The sequence below is a fragment of the Pseudomonas sp. B8(2017) genome, from assembly GCF_002113575.1.
Classification (GTDB): Bacteria; Pseudomonadota; Gammaproteobacteria; order Pseudomonadales; family Pseudomonadaceae; genus Aquipseudomonas; species Aquipseudomonas putida_Z.
Map to the genome: position 1 here is coordinate 81,563 of NZ_NEIO01000011.1, position 17,027 is coordinate 98,589.

Genomic DNA, 17,027 nt, shown 5'->3' on the forward strand with positions numbered 1-17,027 from the left:
TCGCAAAATTGCGCCGGAGTATACCCGAGCGCTCGGCCCCGAGGGTCGCTATAATCGCCGGCTTTTGATATCCGAACGACGGGGAGAGGCGATGCGCGAGCGACTTTTGGCGGCGGAGAAGGTGACCGGGATCCGCTGGCAGGGCGGCGTCTTGCACCTGCTCGACCAACGCCTGCTGCCGTCGGAAGAGCGCTGGCTGGCCTGCGACAATGTCGCGCAGGTGGCAGCGGCGATCCGCGACATGGCCGTGCGCGGCGCCTCGGCCATCGGCATTGCCGCGGCCTATGGCCTGGTGCTGGCCCTGGAAGAGCGACTGGCCGAGGGTGGCGACTGGGAAATGGACCTGGAAGAAGACTTCCTTGTCCTGGCTGAAGCGCGCCCTACCGCCGCCAACCTGTTCTGGGCGCTGAACCGCATGCGTGAGCGCCTGCAGCGCCTGCGTCCGGACGAAGGCGTGCTGGCGGCGCTGGAGGCCGAAGCGGTGGCCATCCACGAAAGCGACCGCGAAGCCAACCTGACCATGGCCCAGCACGGTATCGAGCTGATCCGCCGCCACCAGGGCAACGCCCAGACCCTGCTCACCTACGGCAACGCCGGCGCCCTGGCCTGTGGTGGTTTCGGCACCGCGCTGGGGGTGATCCGCGCCGGTTACCTGGAGGGCATGGTCGAGCGGGTGTATGCCGGCGAGACCCGCCCCTGGCTGCATGGTTCGCGCCTGACTGCCTGGGAACTGGCCAACGAAGGCATCCCGGTGACCCTGTGCGCCGACTCGGCGCTGGCCCACCTGATGAAGAGCAAGGGCATCACCTGGGTGGTGGTGGGCGCGGACTGCATCGCCGCCAACGGCGACGTGGCCAGCAAGATCGGCACCTACCAGCTGGCGGTCAGCGCCATGCACCACGGCGTACGTTTCATGGTGGTGGCGCCGAGCACCAGCATCGACCTGAACCTGGCCACGGGCGAGGACATCCCGCTGGAAGAGCGCGCTGCCGACGAGTTGCTGGACATTGGCGGCACCCGCGTGGCGCCGGATGTCGAGGTGTTCAACCCGGTGTTCGACGTGACCCCGGCCGACCTGATCGACGTGATCGTGACCGAGCGCGGCATCGTCGAACGGCCGGATGCCGCCAAGCTGGCACAATTGATCTGCCGCAAGCGCCTGCACTGATCGGAAAGCTCGCTGGCCTCTTCGCGGGCGCGCCCGCTCCCACAGGGACACCACCACTCTCGAGTGTTGCGATATCCCTGTGGGAGCGGGCGTGCCCGCGAAGAAGCCAGTGAAAATCCGAAGATTCAACCTCGTGTGAGGCCACCTGCCACATCTCCCCACCGCCCCTGCCTTTGTGATAACATCCGGCAGTTTCCAAGACCGCCCATCACGGCGGCCTTCATTGCGCAGATCCATGGCACAACTCATTGATTTGTCGTAAGTCGTCGCACCCTTATGCGCTGCGGCGGCGAGCTTCGTTCGGCCCTTGATGGAGCTGCGAAGTTTCACCAGAAAAAGGAATCAGGCTTCTCATGGGCGAACTGGCCAAAGAAATCCTCCCGGTCAATATCGAAGACGAACTGAGACAGTCTTACCTCGACTACGCGATGAGCGTGATTGTCGGGCGAGCGCTGCCCGATGCGCGTGACGGCTTGAAGCCCGTGCATCGTCGCGTTCTCTATGCGATGAGCGAACTGGGCAACGACTGGAACAAGCCGTACAAGAAATCCGCCCGTGTGGTCGGTGACGTGATCGGTAAGTACCACCCGCACGGCGACACCGCGGTCTACGACACTATCGTGCGTATGGCCCAGCCGTTCTCGCTGCGCTACCTGCTGGTCGACGGCCAGGGCAACTTCGGTTCGGTGGACGGCGACAACGCCGCAGCCATGCGATACACCGAAGTGCGCATGGCCAAGCTGGCCCACGAGCTGCTGGCCGACCTGCACAAGGAGACCGTCGACTGGGTGCCCAACTACGACGGCACCGAGCAGATCCCGGCAGTCATGCCGACCCGTATTCCCAACCTGCTGGTCAACGGTTCCAGCGGTATCGCCGTGGGCATGGCGACCAACATCCCGCCGCACAACCTCGGCGAGGTCATCGATGGCTGCCTGGCACTCATCGACAACCCCGAAGTCACCATCGATGAGCTGATGCAGCACATCCCTGGCCCGGACTTCCCGACTGCCGGCCTGATCAACGGCCGCCAGGGCATCATCGAGGCCTATCGTACCGGCCGTGGTCGCATCTACATGCGTGCCCGCTCCGAGATCGAAGACATCGACAAGGTCGGTGGTCGCCAGCAGATCGTGGTTACCGAGCTGCCGTACCAGCTGAACAAGGCTCGCCTGATCGAGAAGATCGCCGAGCTGGTCAAAGAGAAGAAGATCGAAGGCATCACCGAGCTGCGCGACGAGTCCGACAAGGACGGCATGCGCATCGTCATCGAGCTGCGTCGCGGCGAGGTGCCGGAGGTGGTGCTCAACAACCTCTACCAGCAAACCCAGCTGCAGAGCGTATTCGGCATCAACGTGGTGGCCCTGGTCGACGGCCGTCCGCGCCTGCTCAACCTCAAGGACCTGCTCGAAGCGTTCGTGCGTCACCGCCGTGAAGTGGTAACCCGCCGTACCGTGTTCGAGCTGCGCAAGGCCCGCGAACGCGGCCATATCCTCGAAGGCCAGGCGGTCGCGCTGTCCAACATCGACCCGGTCATCGCCCTGATCAAGGCCTCGCCGACCCCGTCCGAAGCCAAGGAAGCCCTGATCTCCACTGCCTGGGAATCCAGTGCCGTGCAGGTCATGGTCGAGCGCGCCGGCGCCGACTCCTGCCGCCCCGAGGACCTGCCGGAGCAGTACGGCCTGCGTGAAGGCAAGTACTACCTGTCGCCGGAACAGGCCCAGGCCATTCTCGACCTGCGCCTGCACCGCCTGACCGGCCTGGAGCACGAGAAGCTGCTGGCCGAGTACCAGGAAATCCTCGAGCAGATCGGCGAGCTGATCCGCATCCTCAGCAGCGCCGAGCGCCTGATGGAAGTGATCCGCGAAGAGCTGGAAGCCATCCGCGCCGAATATGGCGATGCCCGCCGTACCGAAATCCTCGATGCGCGCCACGACCTCAACTACGGCGACATGATCCCGGAAGAAGAGCGCGTGGTGACCATCTCCCACGGCGGCTACGCCAAGACCCAGCCGCTGTCCGCCTACCAGGCCCAGCGCCGTGGCGGCAAAGGCAAGTCGGCTACCGGGGTGAAGGACGAGGACTACGTCGAGCACCTGCTGGTTGCCAACAGCCATGCCACCCTGCTGCTGTTCTCCAGCAAGGGCAAGGTGTACTGGCTGAAGACCTACGACATCCCTGAAGCGTCCCGCGCCGCCCGCGGCCGCCCGCTGGTCAACCTGTTGCCGCTGGAGGAAGGTGAGCGCATCACCGCCATGCTGCAGATCGACCTCGAGGCCCTGCAGCAGAACGCTGACGCCGACGAAGAGCTGGAGGACGCGGAAGACACCGTGCTCGAAGGCGAAGTGGTCGAGGCCGAGGAAGTGGACGAGGAAGACGGCGACACCCCTGAGTGGGTGGCCGAGCCGACCGGCGCCTACATCTTCATGGCCACCGCTTCGGGTACCGTGAAGAAGACCCCGCTGGTGCAATTCGCCCGTCCGCGCTCCAACGGCCTGATCGCCCTGAAGCTGAAGGAAGGTGACACCCTGATCGCCGCGGCCATCACCGACGGTGCCAAGGAAGTCATGATGTTCTCCGACGCCGGCAAGGTGATCCGCTTCGCTGAAAGCGTGGTGCGCGAGATGGGCCGTAATGCCCGTGGCGTGCGCGGCATGAAGCTGGGCAAGGGCCAGCAGATCATCTCCATGCTGATCCCGGAATCCGGCGCGCAGATCCTTACCGCCTCCGAGCGTGGCTTCGGCAAGCGCACCCCGCTGTCCAAGTTCCCGCGTCGCGGCCGTGGTGGCCAGGGCGTGATCGCCATGGGTACCAAGGGGCGCAATGGCCTGCTGATCGGCGCCATCCAGGTGCAGGAAGGCGAAGAGATCATGCTGATCTCCGATCAGGGCACGCTGGTGCGTACCCGCGTTGGCGAAGTGTCCAGCCTGGGCCGTAACACCCAGGGCGTGACCTTGATCAAGCTGGCTACCGACGAGACGCTGGTGGGCCTGGAGCGTATCCAGGAGCCTTCCGAGGACGAGCTCGATGATGTGATCGAGACGGACGAAGAGGGCGTCGAGGCTGAAGCGCCAGACAACGAAGAAGCTGCTGGTGCCGAAGAGGCCCCGCAGGAGTAAGCAAGCGTAAAACCCGAACGGGGCGACCAAGGTCGCCCCGTTTGACTGATCAGGCCAGGTCATTGGGGCCGCTGTGCGGCCCATCGCCGGCAAGCCTGGCTCCCACAGGTTCAGCGCGAGCTTCGAGGTTTGCGCAGTCCCTGTGGGAGCTGGCTTGCCGGCGATGGCCTGCAAGGCAGGCCCATGACAGGCGACACAGTTTTAGTTGGTCAGCACCGAATTACGATTTTGTACCATTTGGCAGAGCGAGAGTGGATGTGAGCAAACGAGCCTTTAACTTCTGCGCAGGCCCTGCCGCGCTTCCTGACGCTGTTCTGCAGCGCGCCCAGGCCGAGATGCTGGATTGGCGTGGCAAGGGCTTGTCGGTGATGGAAATGAGCCATCGCAGCGACGATTACGTGGCCATCGCCGAAAAGGCCGAGCAGGACCTGCGTGACCTGCTGTCCGTCCCCTCCAACTACAAGGTGCTGTTCCTGCAGGGCGGCGCCAGCCAGCAGTTCGCCGAAATCCCGCTGAACCTGCTGCCGGAAAACGGCACCGCCGACTACATCGAAACCGGCATCTGGTCGAAAAAGGCCATCGAGGAAGGGCGCCGCTTCGGCAACGTCAACGTCGCCGCCAGCGCCAAGCCTTACGACTACCTGGCCATCCCGGGCCAGAACGAGTGGAAGCTGACCAAGAACGCTGCCTACGTGCACTATGCGTCCAACGAGACCATTGGTGGCCTGCAGTTCGACTGGGTGCCGGAAACCGGTGACGTACCGCTGGTGGTCGACATGTCGTCCGACATCCTCTCGCGCCCGATCGACGTGTCGCAGTACGGCCTGATCTACGCCGGCGCGCAGAAGAACATCGGCCCGAGCGGCCTGGTAGTGGTGATCGTGCGCGAAGACCTGCTGGGCCGTGCCCGCAGCAGCTGCCCGACCATGCTCGACTACAAGGTCTCGGCCGACAACGGCTCGATGTACAACACCCCGGCCACCTACTCTTGGTACCTCTCGGGCCTGGTGTTCGAATGGCTGAAAGAGCAGGGTGGCGTCGATGCCATGGAGCAGCGCAACCGCGCCAAGAAAGACCGCCTGTACGGTTTCATCGACAGCAGCGAGTTCTACACCAACCCGATCAGCCACAACGCCCGTTCGTGGATGAACGTGCCGTTCCGCCTGGCTGACGAGCGCCTGGACAAGGCCTTCCTCGCCGGCGCCGATGCCCGTGGCCTGCTCAACCTCAAGGGCCACCGTTCGGTAGGCGGCATGCGTGCCTCCATCTACAACGCCCTGGGCCTTGAAGCAGTCGAAGCCCTGGTGGCCTACATGACCGAATTCGAGAAGGAGCACGGCTGATGTCCGAGTACGAACTGAAGGCGCTGCGCGTTCGCATCGACAGCCTCGACGAGAAGATCCTCGAGCTGATCAGCGAGCGCGCCCGTTGCGCCCAGGAAGTGGCCAAGGTCAAGACCGCCTCGCTGGCGGAAGGCGAAAAGCCGGTGTTCTACCGCCCCGAGCGTGAAGCCGCCGTGCTCAAGCGCGTGATGGAGCGCAACAAGGGCCCGCTGGACAACGAAGAGATGGCGCGGCTGTTCCGCGAAATCATGTCGTCGTGCCTGGCCCTGGAAGAGCCGCTGAAAATCGCCTACCTCGGCCCTGAAGGCACCTTCACCCAAGCTGCGGCCATGAAGCACTTCGGCCACGCGGTGATCAGCCGGCCGATGGCGGCCATCGACGAAGTGTTCCGCGAAGTGGCGGCCGGTGCCGTCAACTTCGGCGTGGTGCCGGTGGAAAACTCCACCGAAGGCGCGGTCAGCCACACCCTGGACAGCTTCCTCGAGCACGACATGGTGATTTGCGGCGAGGTCGAGCTGCGCATCCACCACCACCTGCTGGTGGGCGAGAACACCAAGACCGACAGCATCACCCGCATCTACTCCCACGCCCAGTCGCTGGCCCAGTGCCGCAAGTGGCTGGACGCGCACTACCCGAACGTGGAGCGCGTGGCCGTGTCGAGCAATGCCGAGGCGGCCAAGCGGGTCAAGGGCGAGTGGAACTCGGCGGCGATCGCCGGCGACATGGCGGCCAACCTGTACGGTTTGACCCGCCTGGCCGAAAAGATCGAAGACCGCCCGGACAACTCCACGCGCTTCCTGATGATCGGCAGCCAGGAAGTGCCGCCGACCGGCGACGACAAGACCTCGATCATCGTTTCGATGAGCAACAAGCCGGGTGCCTTGCACGAGCTGCTGGTACCGTTCCACCAGAACGGCATCGACCTGACTCGCATCGAGACCCGCCCATCGCGCAGCGGCAAGTGGACCTACGTGTTCTTCATCGACTTCGTCGGCCACCACCGCGACCCGCTGATCAAGGCGGTGCTCGAGCAGATCAGCCAGGAGGCTGTGGCGCTGAAGGTGCTGGGTTCGTATCCGAAGGCGGTGCTTTGATCGAAGATTGCCGGGGCCGCTGTGCGGCCCATCGCCGGCAAGCCAGCTCCCACAGGGGCCGCACAAATCTCATGGCATGCGCCGTACCTGTGGGAGCTGGCTTGCCGGCGATGGGCTGCAAAGCAGCCCCCTGCGGTCTCAAAGACTGTCCTGACTTCTGAACAGGGTTCGCACCAGTGGTAAAAGCAGTAACAACCAAACCCGCACCAATCATCAACCGCCTGGTCGTGGTCGGCCTCGGCCTGATCGGTGGCTCGTTCGCCAAGGGCCTGCGTGAAAGCGGCCTGTGCCGCGAAGTGGTCGGTGTCGACCTGGACGCGCCCTCGCGCAAGCAGGCCGTGGCCCTGGGCGTGGTCGACCGCTGCGAAGAAGACCTCGCTGCCGCCTGTGTCGGTGCCGATGTCATCCAGCTGGCCGTGCCGATCCTGGCCATGGAAAAACTGCTGGCCCGCCTGGCCCAGCTCGACCTTGGCGATGCCGTCATCACCGACGTCGGCAGCGCCAAGGGCAATGTCGTGCGTGAGGCGCGTGCCGTCTTTGGGGAGCGCCTGCCGCGCTTCGTCCCCGGCCACCCCATCGCCGGCTCCGAGCAAAGCGGGGTAGAAGCCTCCAACGCCACTCTGTTCCGCCGGCACAAGGTCATCCTCACGCCGTTGGCCGAAACCGACCCGGCCGCCCTGGCCCTGGTCGACCGCCTGTGGCGCGAGCTGGGCGCCGATGTGGAGCACATGTCGGTCGAACGCCACGACGAAGTGCTTGCCGCCACCAGCCACCTGCCGCATCTGCTGGCCTTCGGCCTGGTCGATTCACTGGCCAAGCGCAATGAAAACCTCGAAATCTTCCGGTACGCTGCGGGAGGCTTCCGCGATTTCACGAGAATCGCCGGCAGCGACCCGACCATGTGGCACGACATCTTTCTCGCCAACCGCGACGCTGTCCTGCGCACGCTTGATACATATCGCAGCGATCTCGACGCCTTGCGCGACGCGATCGCTGAAGGGGACGGGCACCAGCTGCTGGGTGTATTCACCCGCGCACGCGTTGCCCGCGAGCATTTCAGTAAAATCCTGGCCCGCCGGGCCTATGTGGACGCTATGAACGCCAACGATCTGATTTTCCTGGCCCAACCGGGTGGCCGCCTGTCAGGGCGAATCCGCGTACCGGGCGACAAGTCGATTTCCCACCGCTCGATCATGCTCGGCTCGCTGGCCGAAGGCACCACCGAGGTCGAAGGCTTCCTCGAAGGTGAGGACGCGCTGGCGACCCTGCAGGCATTCCGGGACATGGGTGTGGTCATCGAAGGCCCCAACCACGGTCGCGTGACCATTCACGGCGTCGGCCTGCACGGCCTCAAGCCGCCACCCGGGCCGCTGTATGTGGGCAACTCGGGTACCTCGATGCGCCTGCTGTCGGGCCTGCTGGCCGGCCAGCCGTTCGACGTGACCATGACCGGCGACGCGTCGCTGTCCAAGCGCCCGATGAACCGTGTGGCCAACCCGCTGCGCGAAATGGGTGCTGTGGTCGAGACCGGCCCTGAAGGCCGCCCGCCGCTGACCATCCGCGGTGGCCACAAGCTCAAGGCGCTGACCTACACGCTGCCGATGGCCAGTGCCCAGGTCAAATCCTGCCTGCTGCTGGCCGGCCTGTACGCCGAAGGCAAGACCACCGTCACCGAGCCTGCGCCAACCCGTGACCACACCGAGCGCATGCTGCGCGGCTTCGGCTACAGCGTCGACAGCAACGGCCCGGTGGCCTCGCTGCAGTCCGGCGGCAAGCTCACTGCCACCCGTATCGAAGTACCGGCCGACATTTCCTCGGCGGCGTTCTTCCTGGTGGCGGCATCCATCGCCGAAGGCTCCGAACTGGTGCTGGAGCACGTTGGCATCAACCCGACCCGTACCGGCGTGATCGACATCCTGCGCCTGATGGGCGGCGACATCACCCTGGAAAACCAGCGTGAAGTCGGCGGCGAGCCGGTGGCCGACCTGCGTGTGCGTGGTGCCAAGCTGAAGGGTATCGACATCCCTGAAGAGCTGGTGCCACTGGCCATCGACGAGTTCCCGGTGTTGTTCGTCGCCGCTGCCTGCGCCGAAGGGCGTACCGTGCTGCGTGGTGCCGAGGAGCTGCGGGTGAAGGAATCCGACCGTATCCAGGTCATGGCCGACGGCCTGATCACCCTGGGCATCAAGTGCGAGCCGACCCCGGACGGCATCATCATCGACGGCGGCCAGTTGGGCGGCGGCGAAGTGCATGGCCACGGTGACCACCGTATCGCCATGGCCTTCAGCGTTGCCTCGCTGCGCGCCAGCGCACCGATCCGCATCCACGATTGCGCCAACGTCGCCACCTCGTTCCCCAACTTCCTGGCGCTGTGCGCCGAGGTGGGCATCCGCGTGGCGGAAGAGGGCAAGTCGTGAGTGCCCTGGCGCCGGTCATCACCATCGACGGGCCAAGCGGTTCGGGCAAGGGTACGGTCGCCGGGCTGCTGGCTCGCGAGCTGGGCTGGAGGTTGCTGGACTCTGGCGCGCTGTACCGTCTGCTGGCGTTCAACGCCAGCAACCACGGCGTCGACCTGACCAACGAAGAGTTGCTGACCAAGCTTGCCGCCCATCTGGATGTGCAGTTCATCGCCGCCGAGCCCGGTAAGCTGCAACAGATCATCCTCGAGGGCGAGGACGTCAGCAACGTCATCCGCACCGAAACCGTCGGTGCCGGTGCTTCGATGGTTGCTTCGCTGCCGGCCGTGCGTGATGCACTGCTGGTGCGCCAGCGCGAATTCCGCGAGGCGCCGGGCCTGATCGCCGACGGCCGCGACATGGGCACCGTGGTGTTCCCGGACGCGCCGTTGAAAGTTTTCCTCACCGCCAGCGCGGAGGAGCGGGCGCGTCGCCGCTACCTGCAGTTGAAGGGCAAGGGTGAAGATGTTAGTCTGTCGAGTCTGCTGGATGAGATTCGTGCGCGTGATGAGCGCGACACCCAACGTGCAGTGGCCCCGCTGAAGCCAGCGGTCGATGCCATTCAGTTGGACTCTACCGAGTTGTCCATCGAGCAGGTGTTGCAACGTATCAGGAGCGAGATCGCACTGCGCGACCTTCTCTGATAGCCAGGAAAGCAGGCAGGGGCACCAGTCAACGTCCTGCCGGCTTTCCTTTACTTAAAACAAACCCACATTGTCTGGAATGTGGCTATGGGCGTCTGTTTCGCCCGAATCTACAGGAATTAAAATGAGCGAAAGCTTTGCAGAACTCTTTGAAGAAAGCCTGAAAACCCTCAATCTTCAGCCGGGTGCCATCATCACCGGTATCGTTGTCGACATCGACGGCGACTGGGTTACCGTACACGCTGGCCTGAAGTCCGAGGGCGTCATCCCGCTCGAGCAGTTCTACAACGAAGCTGGCGAGCTGACCATCAAGGTCGGTGACGAAGTTCACGTTGCGCTGGACGCGGTCGAAGACGGCTTTGGCGAAACCAAACTGTCCCGTGAAAAAGCCAAGCGCGCCGAGTGCTGGATTGTTCTGGAAGCAGCTTTCGCCGCCGAAGAAGTGGTCAAGGGCGTTATCAACGGTAAGGTTAAGGGCGGCTTCACTGTCGACGTTAACGGCATCCGTGCGTTCCTGCCGGGCTCCCTGGTTGATGTCCGCCCTGTGCGCGACACCACCCACCTGGAAGGCAAAGAGCTGGAATTCAAGGTCATCAAGCTGGACCAGAAGCGCAACAACGTTGTCGTTTCCCGTCGCAGCGTGCTGGAAGCCGAGAACAGCGCCGAGCGCGAAGCCCTGCTGGAAACCCTGCAGGAAGGCCAACAGGTCAAGGGTATCGTCAAGAACCTCACCGACTACGGCGCCTTCGTGGACCTGGGCGGTATCGACGGCCTGCTGCACATCACCGACATGGCTTGGAAGCGCATCAAGCACCCATCGGAAATCGTTAACGTTGGCGACGAAGTCGACGTACGCGTTCTGAAGTTCGACCGTGAGCGCAACCGCGTTTCGCTGGGTCTGAAGCAGATGGGCGAAGATCCGTGGGTAGCTATCACTGCCCGTTACCCAGAAGGTACTCGCGTACAGGCTCGCGTTACCAACCTGACCGACTACGGCTGCTTCGCTGAGCTGGAAGAAGGCGTTGAAGGTCTGGTACACGTTTCCGAAATGGACTGGACCAACAAGAACATCCACCCGTCGAAAGTCGTTCAGGTTGGCGACGAAGTGGAAGTCATGGTTCTGGACATCGACGAAGAGCGTCGTCGTATCTCCCTGGGCATCAAGCAGTGCAAGTCCAACCCATGGGAAGACTTCTCCGGCCAGTTCAACAAGGGTGACAAGATCACCGGTACCATCAAGTCGATCACCGACTTCGGTATCTTCATCGGCCTGGACGGCGGCATCGACGGTCTGGTTCACCTGTCCGACATCTCCTGGAACGAAACCGGCGAAGAAGCCGTGCGTCGTTTCAAGAAGGGCGACGAGCTGGAAACCGTCATCCTGTCGGTCGACCCAGAGCGCGAGCGCATCTCCCTGGGCATCAAGCAGCTGGAAGACGATCCGTTCTCCAACTTCGTTGCTGTCAATGACAAGGGCGCTATCGTCAAGGGCATCGTGAAAGAAGTTGACGCCAAAGGCGCCATCGTCACTCTGGCCGACGACATCGAAGCTACTCTGAAAGCTTCCGAAATCAGCCGTGACCGCGTTGAAGACGCGCGTAACGTCCTGAAGGAAGGCGAAGAGATCGAAGCCAAGATCATCAGCGTTGACCGCAAGTCCCGCGTTATCAGCCTGTCCATCAAGTCGAAGGACGATGCTGAAGAGCGCGAAGCCATCCAGAGCCTGAAAAACGCTCCGGAAGCGGCTGCCGACACCACCATGGCTGCGCTGCTGCGCGAAGCAATGGCCAAGCAGAACTGAGTTCTGTTTGATCGGTAAAAAGGGCGACCCTCGGGTCGCCCTTTTTTTATGTCGGAAATGGTCCATGTCGGGGGTGGATGATGTTGATGTTTGGCGACGTCATGAAAGGTCGCGGGCGTGATAACAATTTCCTGATCATCAGGTTGCTGGCGGCAACCGCTGTGGTGGTTGGGCATTCCTTTGCGTTGTCCTACCTGGAGTGCCTGAGTTGTGCCGACCCGGCGTTGCTGCTGGGTATGCCGGTGCCGGTTCACAGCCTGGGCGTTGAAGTGTTCTTCATGGTCAGCGGGTTCTTGATCACTGCCAGTGGTGAGCGCAATGGTGCCCGGGATTTCTACCTGGCGCGCGCACTGAGGATCTTGCCTGGTTTGCTGGTGTGTCTGCTGCTCATGGCCTTTGTGCTGGGGCCAGTGGTTACCTCGTTGCCGCTTGCCGAGTATTTCTCGAAAGGCCAGGTTTACAAGTACGTCTACAGCCCGCTGTTGATATTCAAGGATGCCCAGTTCGTGCTGCCAGGCGTGAGTTTTACTCCGAGGTTTCATGGGGTTTCGGTCAATGGCAGTTTGTGGACCATTCCGCTGGAAATGCGCATGTACCTGGTGCTGGGGGTATTGGTGCTGGTGGCCAGGGTTTGTCGATGGCCGATGGCAGGGCTGACGCTGGCGGCGCTGGTGATTGCGCTGGGGCTGCATACCCTGCATCCGGCTTATGGGGAGTACCCATTCAAGTTGGTGGTGTGTTTCCTGGCGGGTTCGGCGTTCTATTCGTGCCGGGCGGTGATCCCGCATGGGTGGTGGCTGCTGCTTGCCTGCGCCGGATTGTTCTTGCTGAGCAAGGGTGGGCGCTTCGAGGTGTTTACCTGCGCCATCCTGACGCTTTACGGCACCTTGTACTTTGCTTACTGCCCGCAGGTGAAGCTGCCTTCGTTGGTGCAGGATTACTCGTACGGTATCTACCTGTATGCATTTCCGATCCAGCAAGTGTTGGCGGGGGCCATGCCATGGGCCGGTCCCTACTGGTTGATGTTGGCTGCGGTGCCGGCGTCGTGGTTTGCGGGCTATGTTTCGTGGGAGCTGGTAGAGAAGCCTGCCTTGGCGATGCGAAAGCGCTTTTCCCAAGCGGTCTCCCGGGAACAATTGGCATAGGTGTTCAGGGTGTCGGTGTGCCCGCTGCATCTGTGGCGGGCGCGCTCGGGTGCCGCCGGCTAGACCATCCCTGTAAAACTTCAATCTTGAATTTTTTTATTAAGTCAAGAACCACCCTGTTCAAATCCCTCCCAGCGTGCTACAAACTGGTTAAGCAATGATCTAGCTGCTTGATAACGAAGGGAAAAATATGACGAAGTCGGAGCTGATCGAACGTATTGTCACCCATCAGGGGCTGCTCTCGTCCAAGGACGTGGAGCTGGCCATCAAGACCATGCTTGAGCAGATGTCACAATGCCTTGCCACTGGCGATCGCATCGAGATCCGCGGTTTTGGCAGCTTCTCGCTGCACTATCGCGCCCCTCGCGTAGGCCGTAACCCGAAGACCGGCCAGTCGGTCAGCCTCGAAGGCAAGTTCGTGCCGCACTTCAAGCCTGGCAAGGAGTTGCGCGATCGGGTCAATGAAGAAGAACATGAGGCCCATACCTGATTCCACAAGGAGCAATCTGATGCGTAACCTCAAGCGCGCCCTGGCGGCGGTGTTCGTGCTGCTGTTGGCGGCTGTGGTGCTGTTCTTCGTGCTGGAGAACCAGCAAACCGTCTCGTTGGTCCTGTTCGGTTGGGCAGCCCCGGCCGTGCCAGTCGCCGTGCTGGTCCTGGCCGCCCTGGTCATTGGCCTGGCAGTCGGGCCGCTGCTGGGTGCCTACGGCGTGCAGCGCAGCAAGCGCAAGATCAGGGCTTCTGCCCGCCAGGCAGCACTGAACGGTAACTAAGGATATTTCCTACAACTGTTTGGGAAAGTCTCACCTATGCCTGTACCGGCCGTCATGGAGTAATAACGCACTTCATTTTCGGCCCAGGCGAGTGTGCGCAACATGGAATATCCTGTCCTTTCCCATCACGGTGGTGCCCGTGGCGTCACCGGCTCCTGCCATCAACTGCACCTCGCCCCGTCCACCAGCCTGCTGATCGACTGCGGCCTGGAGCAGGGCGCCGAGGCCGCGCCAGGCGCAGCATCGGCACCGTTGGGCTTCGACGTGCAGGGTATTCAGGCTCTGGTCATCACCCATGTGCATCTCGACCATGTAGGTCGCATTCCGGCATTGCTGGCTGCCGGCTACCGTGGCCCGATCCTGTGCAGCGAGCCGTCCGCCCGGCTGCTGCCTCTGGTGCTGGAAGATGCCTACAAACTGAGTATCAGCAGTGAGCCCGCCCAAGTGGCGAGGTATCTGGAGTTCATCCGCGACCTTATCGAGCCCGTGCCTTTCGAGCAGTGGCACACCCTGGTCGAGCGCCCCGGCCTCGGTTGCCGCATTCGCCTGCAGCGCGCTGGTCATCTGCTGGGTTCGGCCTATGTCGAATGCGATGTGCAGCGTGAACAAGCCAATACCCGATATGTGTTCTCCGGTGACCTTGGCGCCGGTGGCAACCCTTTGCTGCGCCCTGTGCTGCCCCCGGAACGGGCCGATGTGCTGGTACTGGAAAGCACCTACGGCGACCGCCTGCACCCGCCTGCAGGCGACCGGCAGCAGCGGCTGGAAGCGGCCATCGACCGCGCCCTTGCCGACCAGGGCACGCTGCTCATTCCGGCCTTCAGTCTCGGCCGCACCCAGGAGCTGCTGTATGAGCTCGAAGGCATTCTTCATCGCAAGGCCTTGCTGAACAAGGCCGGCCCGGCCTCCGAGGGCGACCCGCTCGACTGGTCACAGCTGCCCATCATCCTTGACTCACCACTGGCCCAGCGCATTACCGGTGTGTACCGGGAGTTGCACGACTACTGGGATGCCGAAGCCAGGGCGCGCCTGGCCGAAGGGCGCGACCCGCTTGGCTTCAGCCAGTTGATCAGCGTGGACACCCATGCCCGCCACCAGCAGGTGGTCAATTACCTGAAGAGCACCGGGCGCCCGGCGATCGTGATTGCCGGCAATGGCATGTGTTCGGGTGGGCGCATCGTCAATTACCTCAAGGCCATGCTCGGGGATCCGCGGCACGAGGTAATGTTTGTCGGTTACCAGGCCAAGGGCACGCCGGGCGCGGTGATACAGGCGAGTGAAGGGGCGGAAGGGTTTGTGCAGATTGATCTGGATGGGCGGATGTATGAGGTGCGCGCAAAAGTCGTAACCTTGCCGGGCTACTCTGGTCATGCGGATCAGCAGGGGTTGGTGAGCTTCGCGCTGGATGGTGCGAAAGCCGCAAGGAAGGTTGTGCTGGTACATGGAGAAGCTCGGGCGAAATCAGCTTTGGCCGAAGCATTAAGCAAGCGCGGCGGTAGGGAGGTCGACGTCATGGTTGCCCAGTAGCGAGCCGCAGGCCGTCGGCTCGTGGAACGGCGGTGGAACTTTGTTGACGGTATCTTTCTCTTAGATCGGATAAGTGCTAAAGCTGTAGGTCGTTTCGAGCGGTCTGCGGTGGATGAGCAAAATGCCGCTACGCTTAGCTTCAGCTGGTCTTTCGTCAGGTCAGCTGCAGCCAAGGCTAAGCCTGGCTGGCAGAGGAATCATGCAAATGGCCGGATCTAAGGAAAACGAGAACAAATGCGAAATGAACGTAGTCCCGGAGTCGAAAATGACGAAGTTGATGTTCTCGAACTCTGGCATGTCTTGTGGAGTCGTAAACTGCTCATCCTTTCGTGCGTTGTTTTAGTTACTGCAGCTACTCTTGTTTATGTTTGGCTAAAGACGCCGATGTATGAGGCCAAGTCTTTTATATTGCCACCTACCAAGAATGATATTGCCCAGTTGAACTATGGCCGCACTGAAGCCAGCGGCCTCAAAGCGTTTACACCCAAAGATGTTTATCAGATTTACCTGCGTTCCCTGCAATCCGAGTCACTGCGGCGCCAGTTTTTTCGCGCGGTCTATTTGCCTAATTTGCCAGAGGTCGCCCGCCAAGGCTCTCAAGATGCACTTTATGACCAGTTTGGCAAGGTATTGACTGTGGGGGCTGTGGCGGGAGATAGTGCCGAGCGCTTTTTGATCAGGGCGTTAAGCGACGACCCCAAGATGAGTGTGAAGTGGGTAACGCGTTTTTCGGAAATGGCCAGCGACCTTGCTAAAAAGACGCTGGTTGAAGATGCCGATACTGAAGTGAAGGTGGTGGTCAAGAACCTGGAGCAACAGATCCGCAGCGCGCGAGATGCGGCGCACAAGCAGCGGGAAGATCAAATCGCCCGCCTTGAAGAGGCGCTGAAAGTTGCCAAGGCAGTGAACCTGAGCAAGCCACCCATCATTGCCAGTGGCATGGATACTGAGGTGTCTGGCGGCATGCAGGGCGCACTGACCTACATGCGCGGTAGCCAGGCCCTTGAGGCAGAGCTTGCAAACCTTCGCACGCGGGAGTCCGATGACCCATTCGTCGCCGGTTTGCGGGAGATCCAGGAGAAACTCGACTTTTACCGCAATCTGCAGCTGAACCCGGCCGTGATCGAGGTGTTTCAGCAGGATGGTGCCATCGAGGTGCCTGATACCCCGGTCCGGCTGCGCAAATTGCTTATTGTCGTAGGGGGTGTGTTCGCAGGGCTGGTACTGGGTGTGCTCCTGGCCGCATTTACCCACCTGGTATCTACTGAAAGAGAGCGTCGTCTGGGACGCGTTTGAGCTACCCCGCACCCCCGAGCCTGTATGCTGCGGGAAGAGTCGAACTGATAGTAATAAATTTCAACAAGAGGCTGGTTGCGTGAAGCTCATAGAAACAAATATCTCGGACGTAGTCGTTTTTGAACCTACCGTTTTCGAGGACGACAGGGGCTGGTTCTATGAGTCTTATAGCGAGCCTAAGTTTCATGCCTTGCTCAGTGCGCAAGGTATTACCCTTCCGCCTTCTTTTGTTCAGGAAAATTGCTCTTTATCCAAAAAGGGCGTCATGCGCGGCTTGCACTATCAGCTTTATCCATTTGCCCAAGGCAAGTTGGTAAGCGTGGTCAAGGGCGCAGTGTTCGACGTGGCAGTGGATATTCGAAAAGGCTCCCCTACCTTCGGGCAGTGGGTAGGCATGGAGCTGTCGGCGGCCAACCGCAAGATGATGTGGGTGCCTGAAGGCTTCGCCCATGGTTTTATCGCGCTGGAAGAAGATACGGTGTTCCAGTACCGCACGACCAATGTCTACTCCAAAGAGCATGAACGCAGCATTGCCTGGAATGACCCGGACCTTGCCATCGAATGGCCACAGCTGGAGGGGCTGCTGATCAGTGACAAGGATGCGATTGCGCCAACCCTTGCCGAGGCTGACTTGCCACCGCTGATCCTGAAAGGGCAGGCG

General features: G+C 61.8%; 12 protein-coding genes and 1 pseudogene. All 13 read left to right on the forward strand.

The window, feature by feature from the left end:
* Positions 1-91 precede the first annotated feature (91 nt).
* Positions 92-1,168, forward strand: coding sequence for an S-methyl-5-thioribose-1-phosphate isomerase (gene mtnA / locus CAG22_RS16905; RefSeq protein WP_025338099.1), 1,077 nt, complete (start codon positions 92-94; stop codon positions 1,166-1,168).
* 353 nt (positions 1,169-1,521) lie between these two features.
* Positions 1,522-4,287, forward strand: a complete 2,766-nt coding sequence (gene gyrA, locus CAG22_RS16910) for a DNA gyrase subunit A (RefSeq protein WP_085589990.1) — start codon at positions 1,522-1,524, stop codon at positions 4,285-4,287.
* 257 nt (positions 4,288-4,544) lie between these two features.
* Positions 4,545-5,630 carry a 3-phosphoserine/phosphohydroxythreonine transaminase gene (gene serC, locus CAG22_RS16915; protein ID WP_025338101.1) on the forward strand — a complete coding sequence of 362 codons (1,086 nt, stop codon included), beginning with the start codon at positions 4,545-4,547 and terminating at the stop codon, positions 5,628-5,630.
* Positions 5,630-6,724 carry a prephenate dehydratase gene (pheA, locus tag CAG22_RS16920; RefSeq protein ID WP_085705831.1) on the forward strand — a complete coding sequence of 365 codons (1,095 nt, stop codon included), beginning with the start codon at positions 5,630-5,632 and terminating at the stop codon, positions 6,722-6,724. Before serC ends, pheA begins: the two co-directional genes overlap by 1 nt.
* A 209-nt stretch (positions 6,725-6,933) precedes the next feature.
* Positions 6,934-9,141 (forward strand): bifunctional prephenate dehydrogenase/3-phosphoshikimate 1-carboxyvinyltransferase, encoded by a 2,208-nt coding sequence (locus CAG22_RS16925; protein ID WP_256573550.1) that lies wholly within the window; start codon positions 6,934-6,936, stop codon positions 9,139-9,141.
* A complete protein-coding gene (gene cmk / locus CAG22_RS16930; protein ID WP_003260862.1) occupies positions 9,138-9,824 on the forward strand; it encodes a (d)CMP kinase in 687 nt (228 codons plus the stop codon). The genes CAG22_RS16925 and cmk overlap by 4 nt, the downstream gene beginning before the upstream one ends.
* A 124-nt stretch (positions 9,825-9,948) precedes the next feature.
* The gene (gene rpsA / locus CAG22_RS16935) at positions 9,949-11,625 is read left to right on the forward strand and encodes a 30S ribosomal protein S1 (protein ID WP_003252673.1); all 1,677 of its coding nucleotides are present in this window, start codon (positions 9,949-9,951) and stop codon (positions 11,623-11,625) included.
* A gap of 86 nt (positions 11,626-11,711) precedes the next feature.
* Positions 11,712-12,770 carry an acyltransferase gene (locus CAG22_RS16940; RefSeq protein ID WP_170929314.1) on the forward strand — a complete coding sequence of 353 codons (1,059 nt, stop codon included), beginning with the start codon at positions 11,712-11,714 and terminating at the stop codon, positions 12,768-12,770.
* Positions 12,771-12,960: 190 nt separating this feature from the next.
* Positions 12,961-13,260 carry an integration host factor subunit beta gene (gene ihfB / locus CAG22_RS16945; RefSeq protein WP_013971456.1) on the forward strand — a complete coding sequence of 100 codons (300 nt, stop codon included), beginning with the start codon at positions 12,961-12,963 and terminating at the stop codon, positions 13,258-13,260.
* A gap of 19 nt (positions 13,261-13,279) precedes the next feature.
* Positions 13,280-13,543, forward strand: a complete 264-nt coding sequence (locus CAG22_RS16950) for a lipopolysaccharide assembly protein LapA domain-containing protein (RefSeq protein WP_085617676.1) — start codon at positions 13,280-13,282, stop codon at positions 13,541-13,543.
* 102 nt (positions 13,544-13,645) lie between these two features.
* On the forward strand, positions 13,646-15,070 hold the full coding sequence (locus CAG22_RS16955; protein WP_085705832.1) for an MBL fold metallo-hydrolase RNA specificity domain-containing protein: 1,425 nt from the start codon (positions 13,646-13,648) through the stop codon (positions 15,068-15,070).
* Between the two features lie 234 nt (positions 15,071-15,304).
* Positions 15,305-16,366: an LPS O-antigen chain length determinant protein WzzB gene (locus tag CAG22_RS16960; protein ID WP_085692410.1), complete on the forward strand. Its 1,062-nt coding sequence runs from the start codon at positions 15,305-15,307 to the stop codon at positions 16,364-16,366.
* Positions 16,367-16,445: 79 nt separating this feature from the next.
* Positions 16,446-17,006: pseudogene (rfbC, locus tag CAG22_RS28765) on the forward strand (dTDP-4-dehydrorhamnose 3,5-epimerase); the annotation flags it as partial.
* Positions 17,007-17,027: the final 21 nt, after the last annotated feature.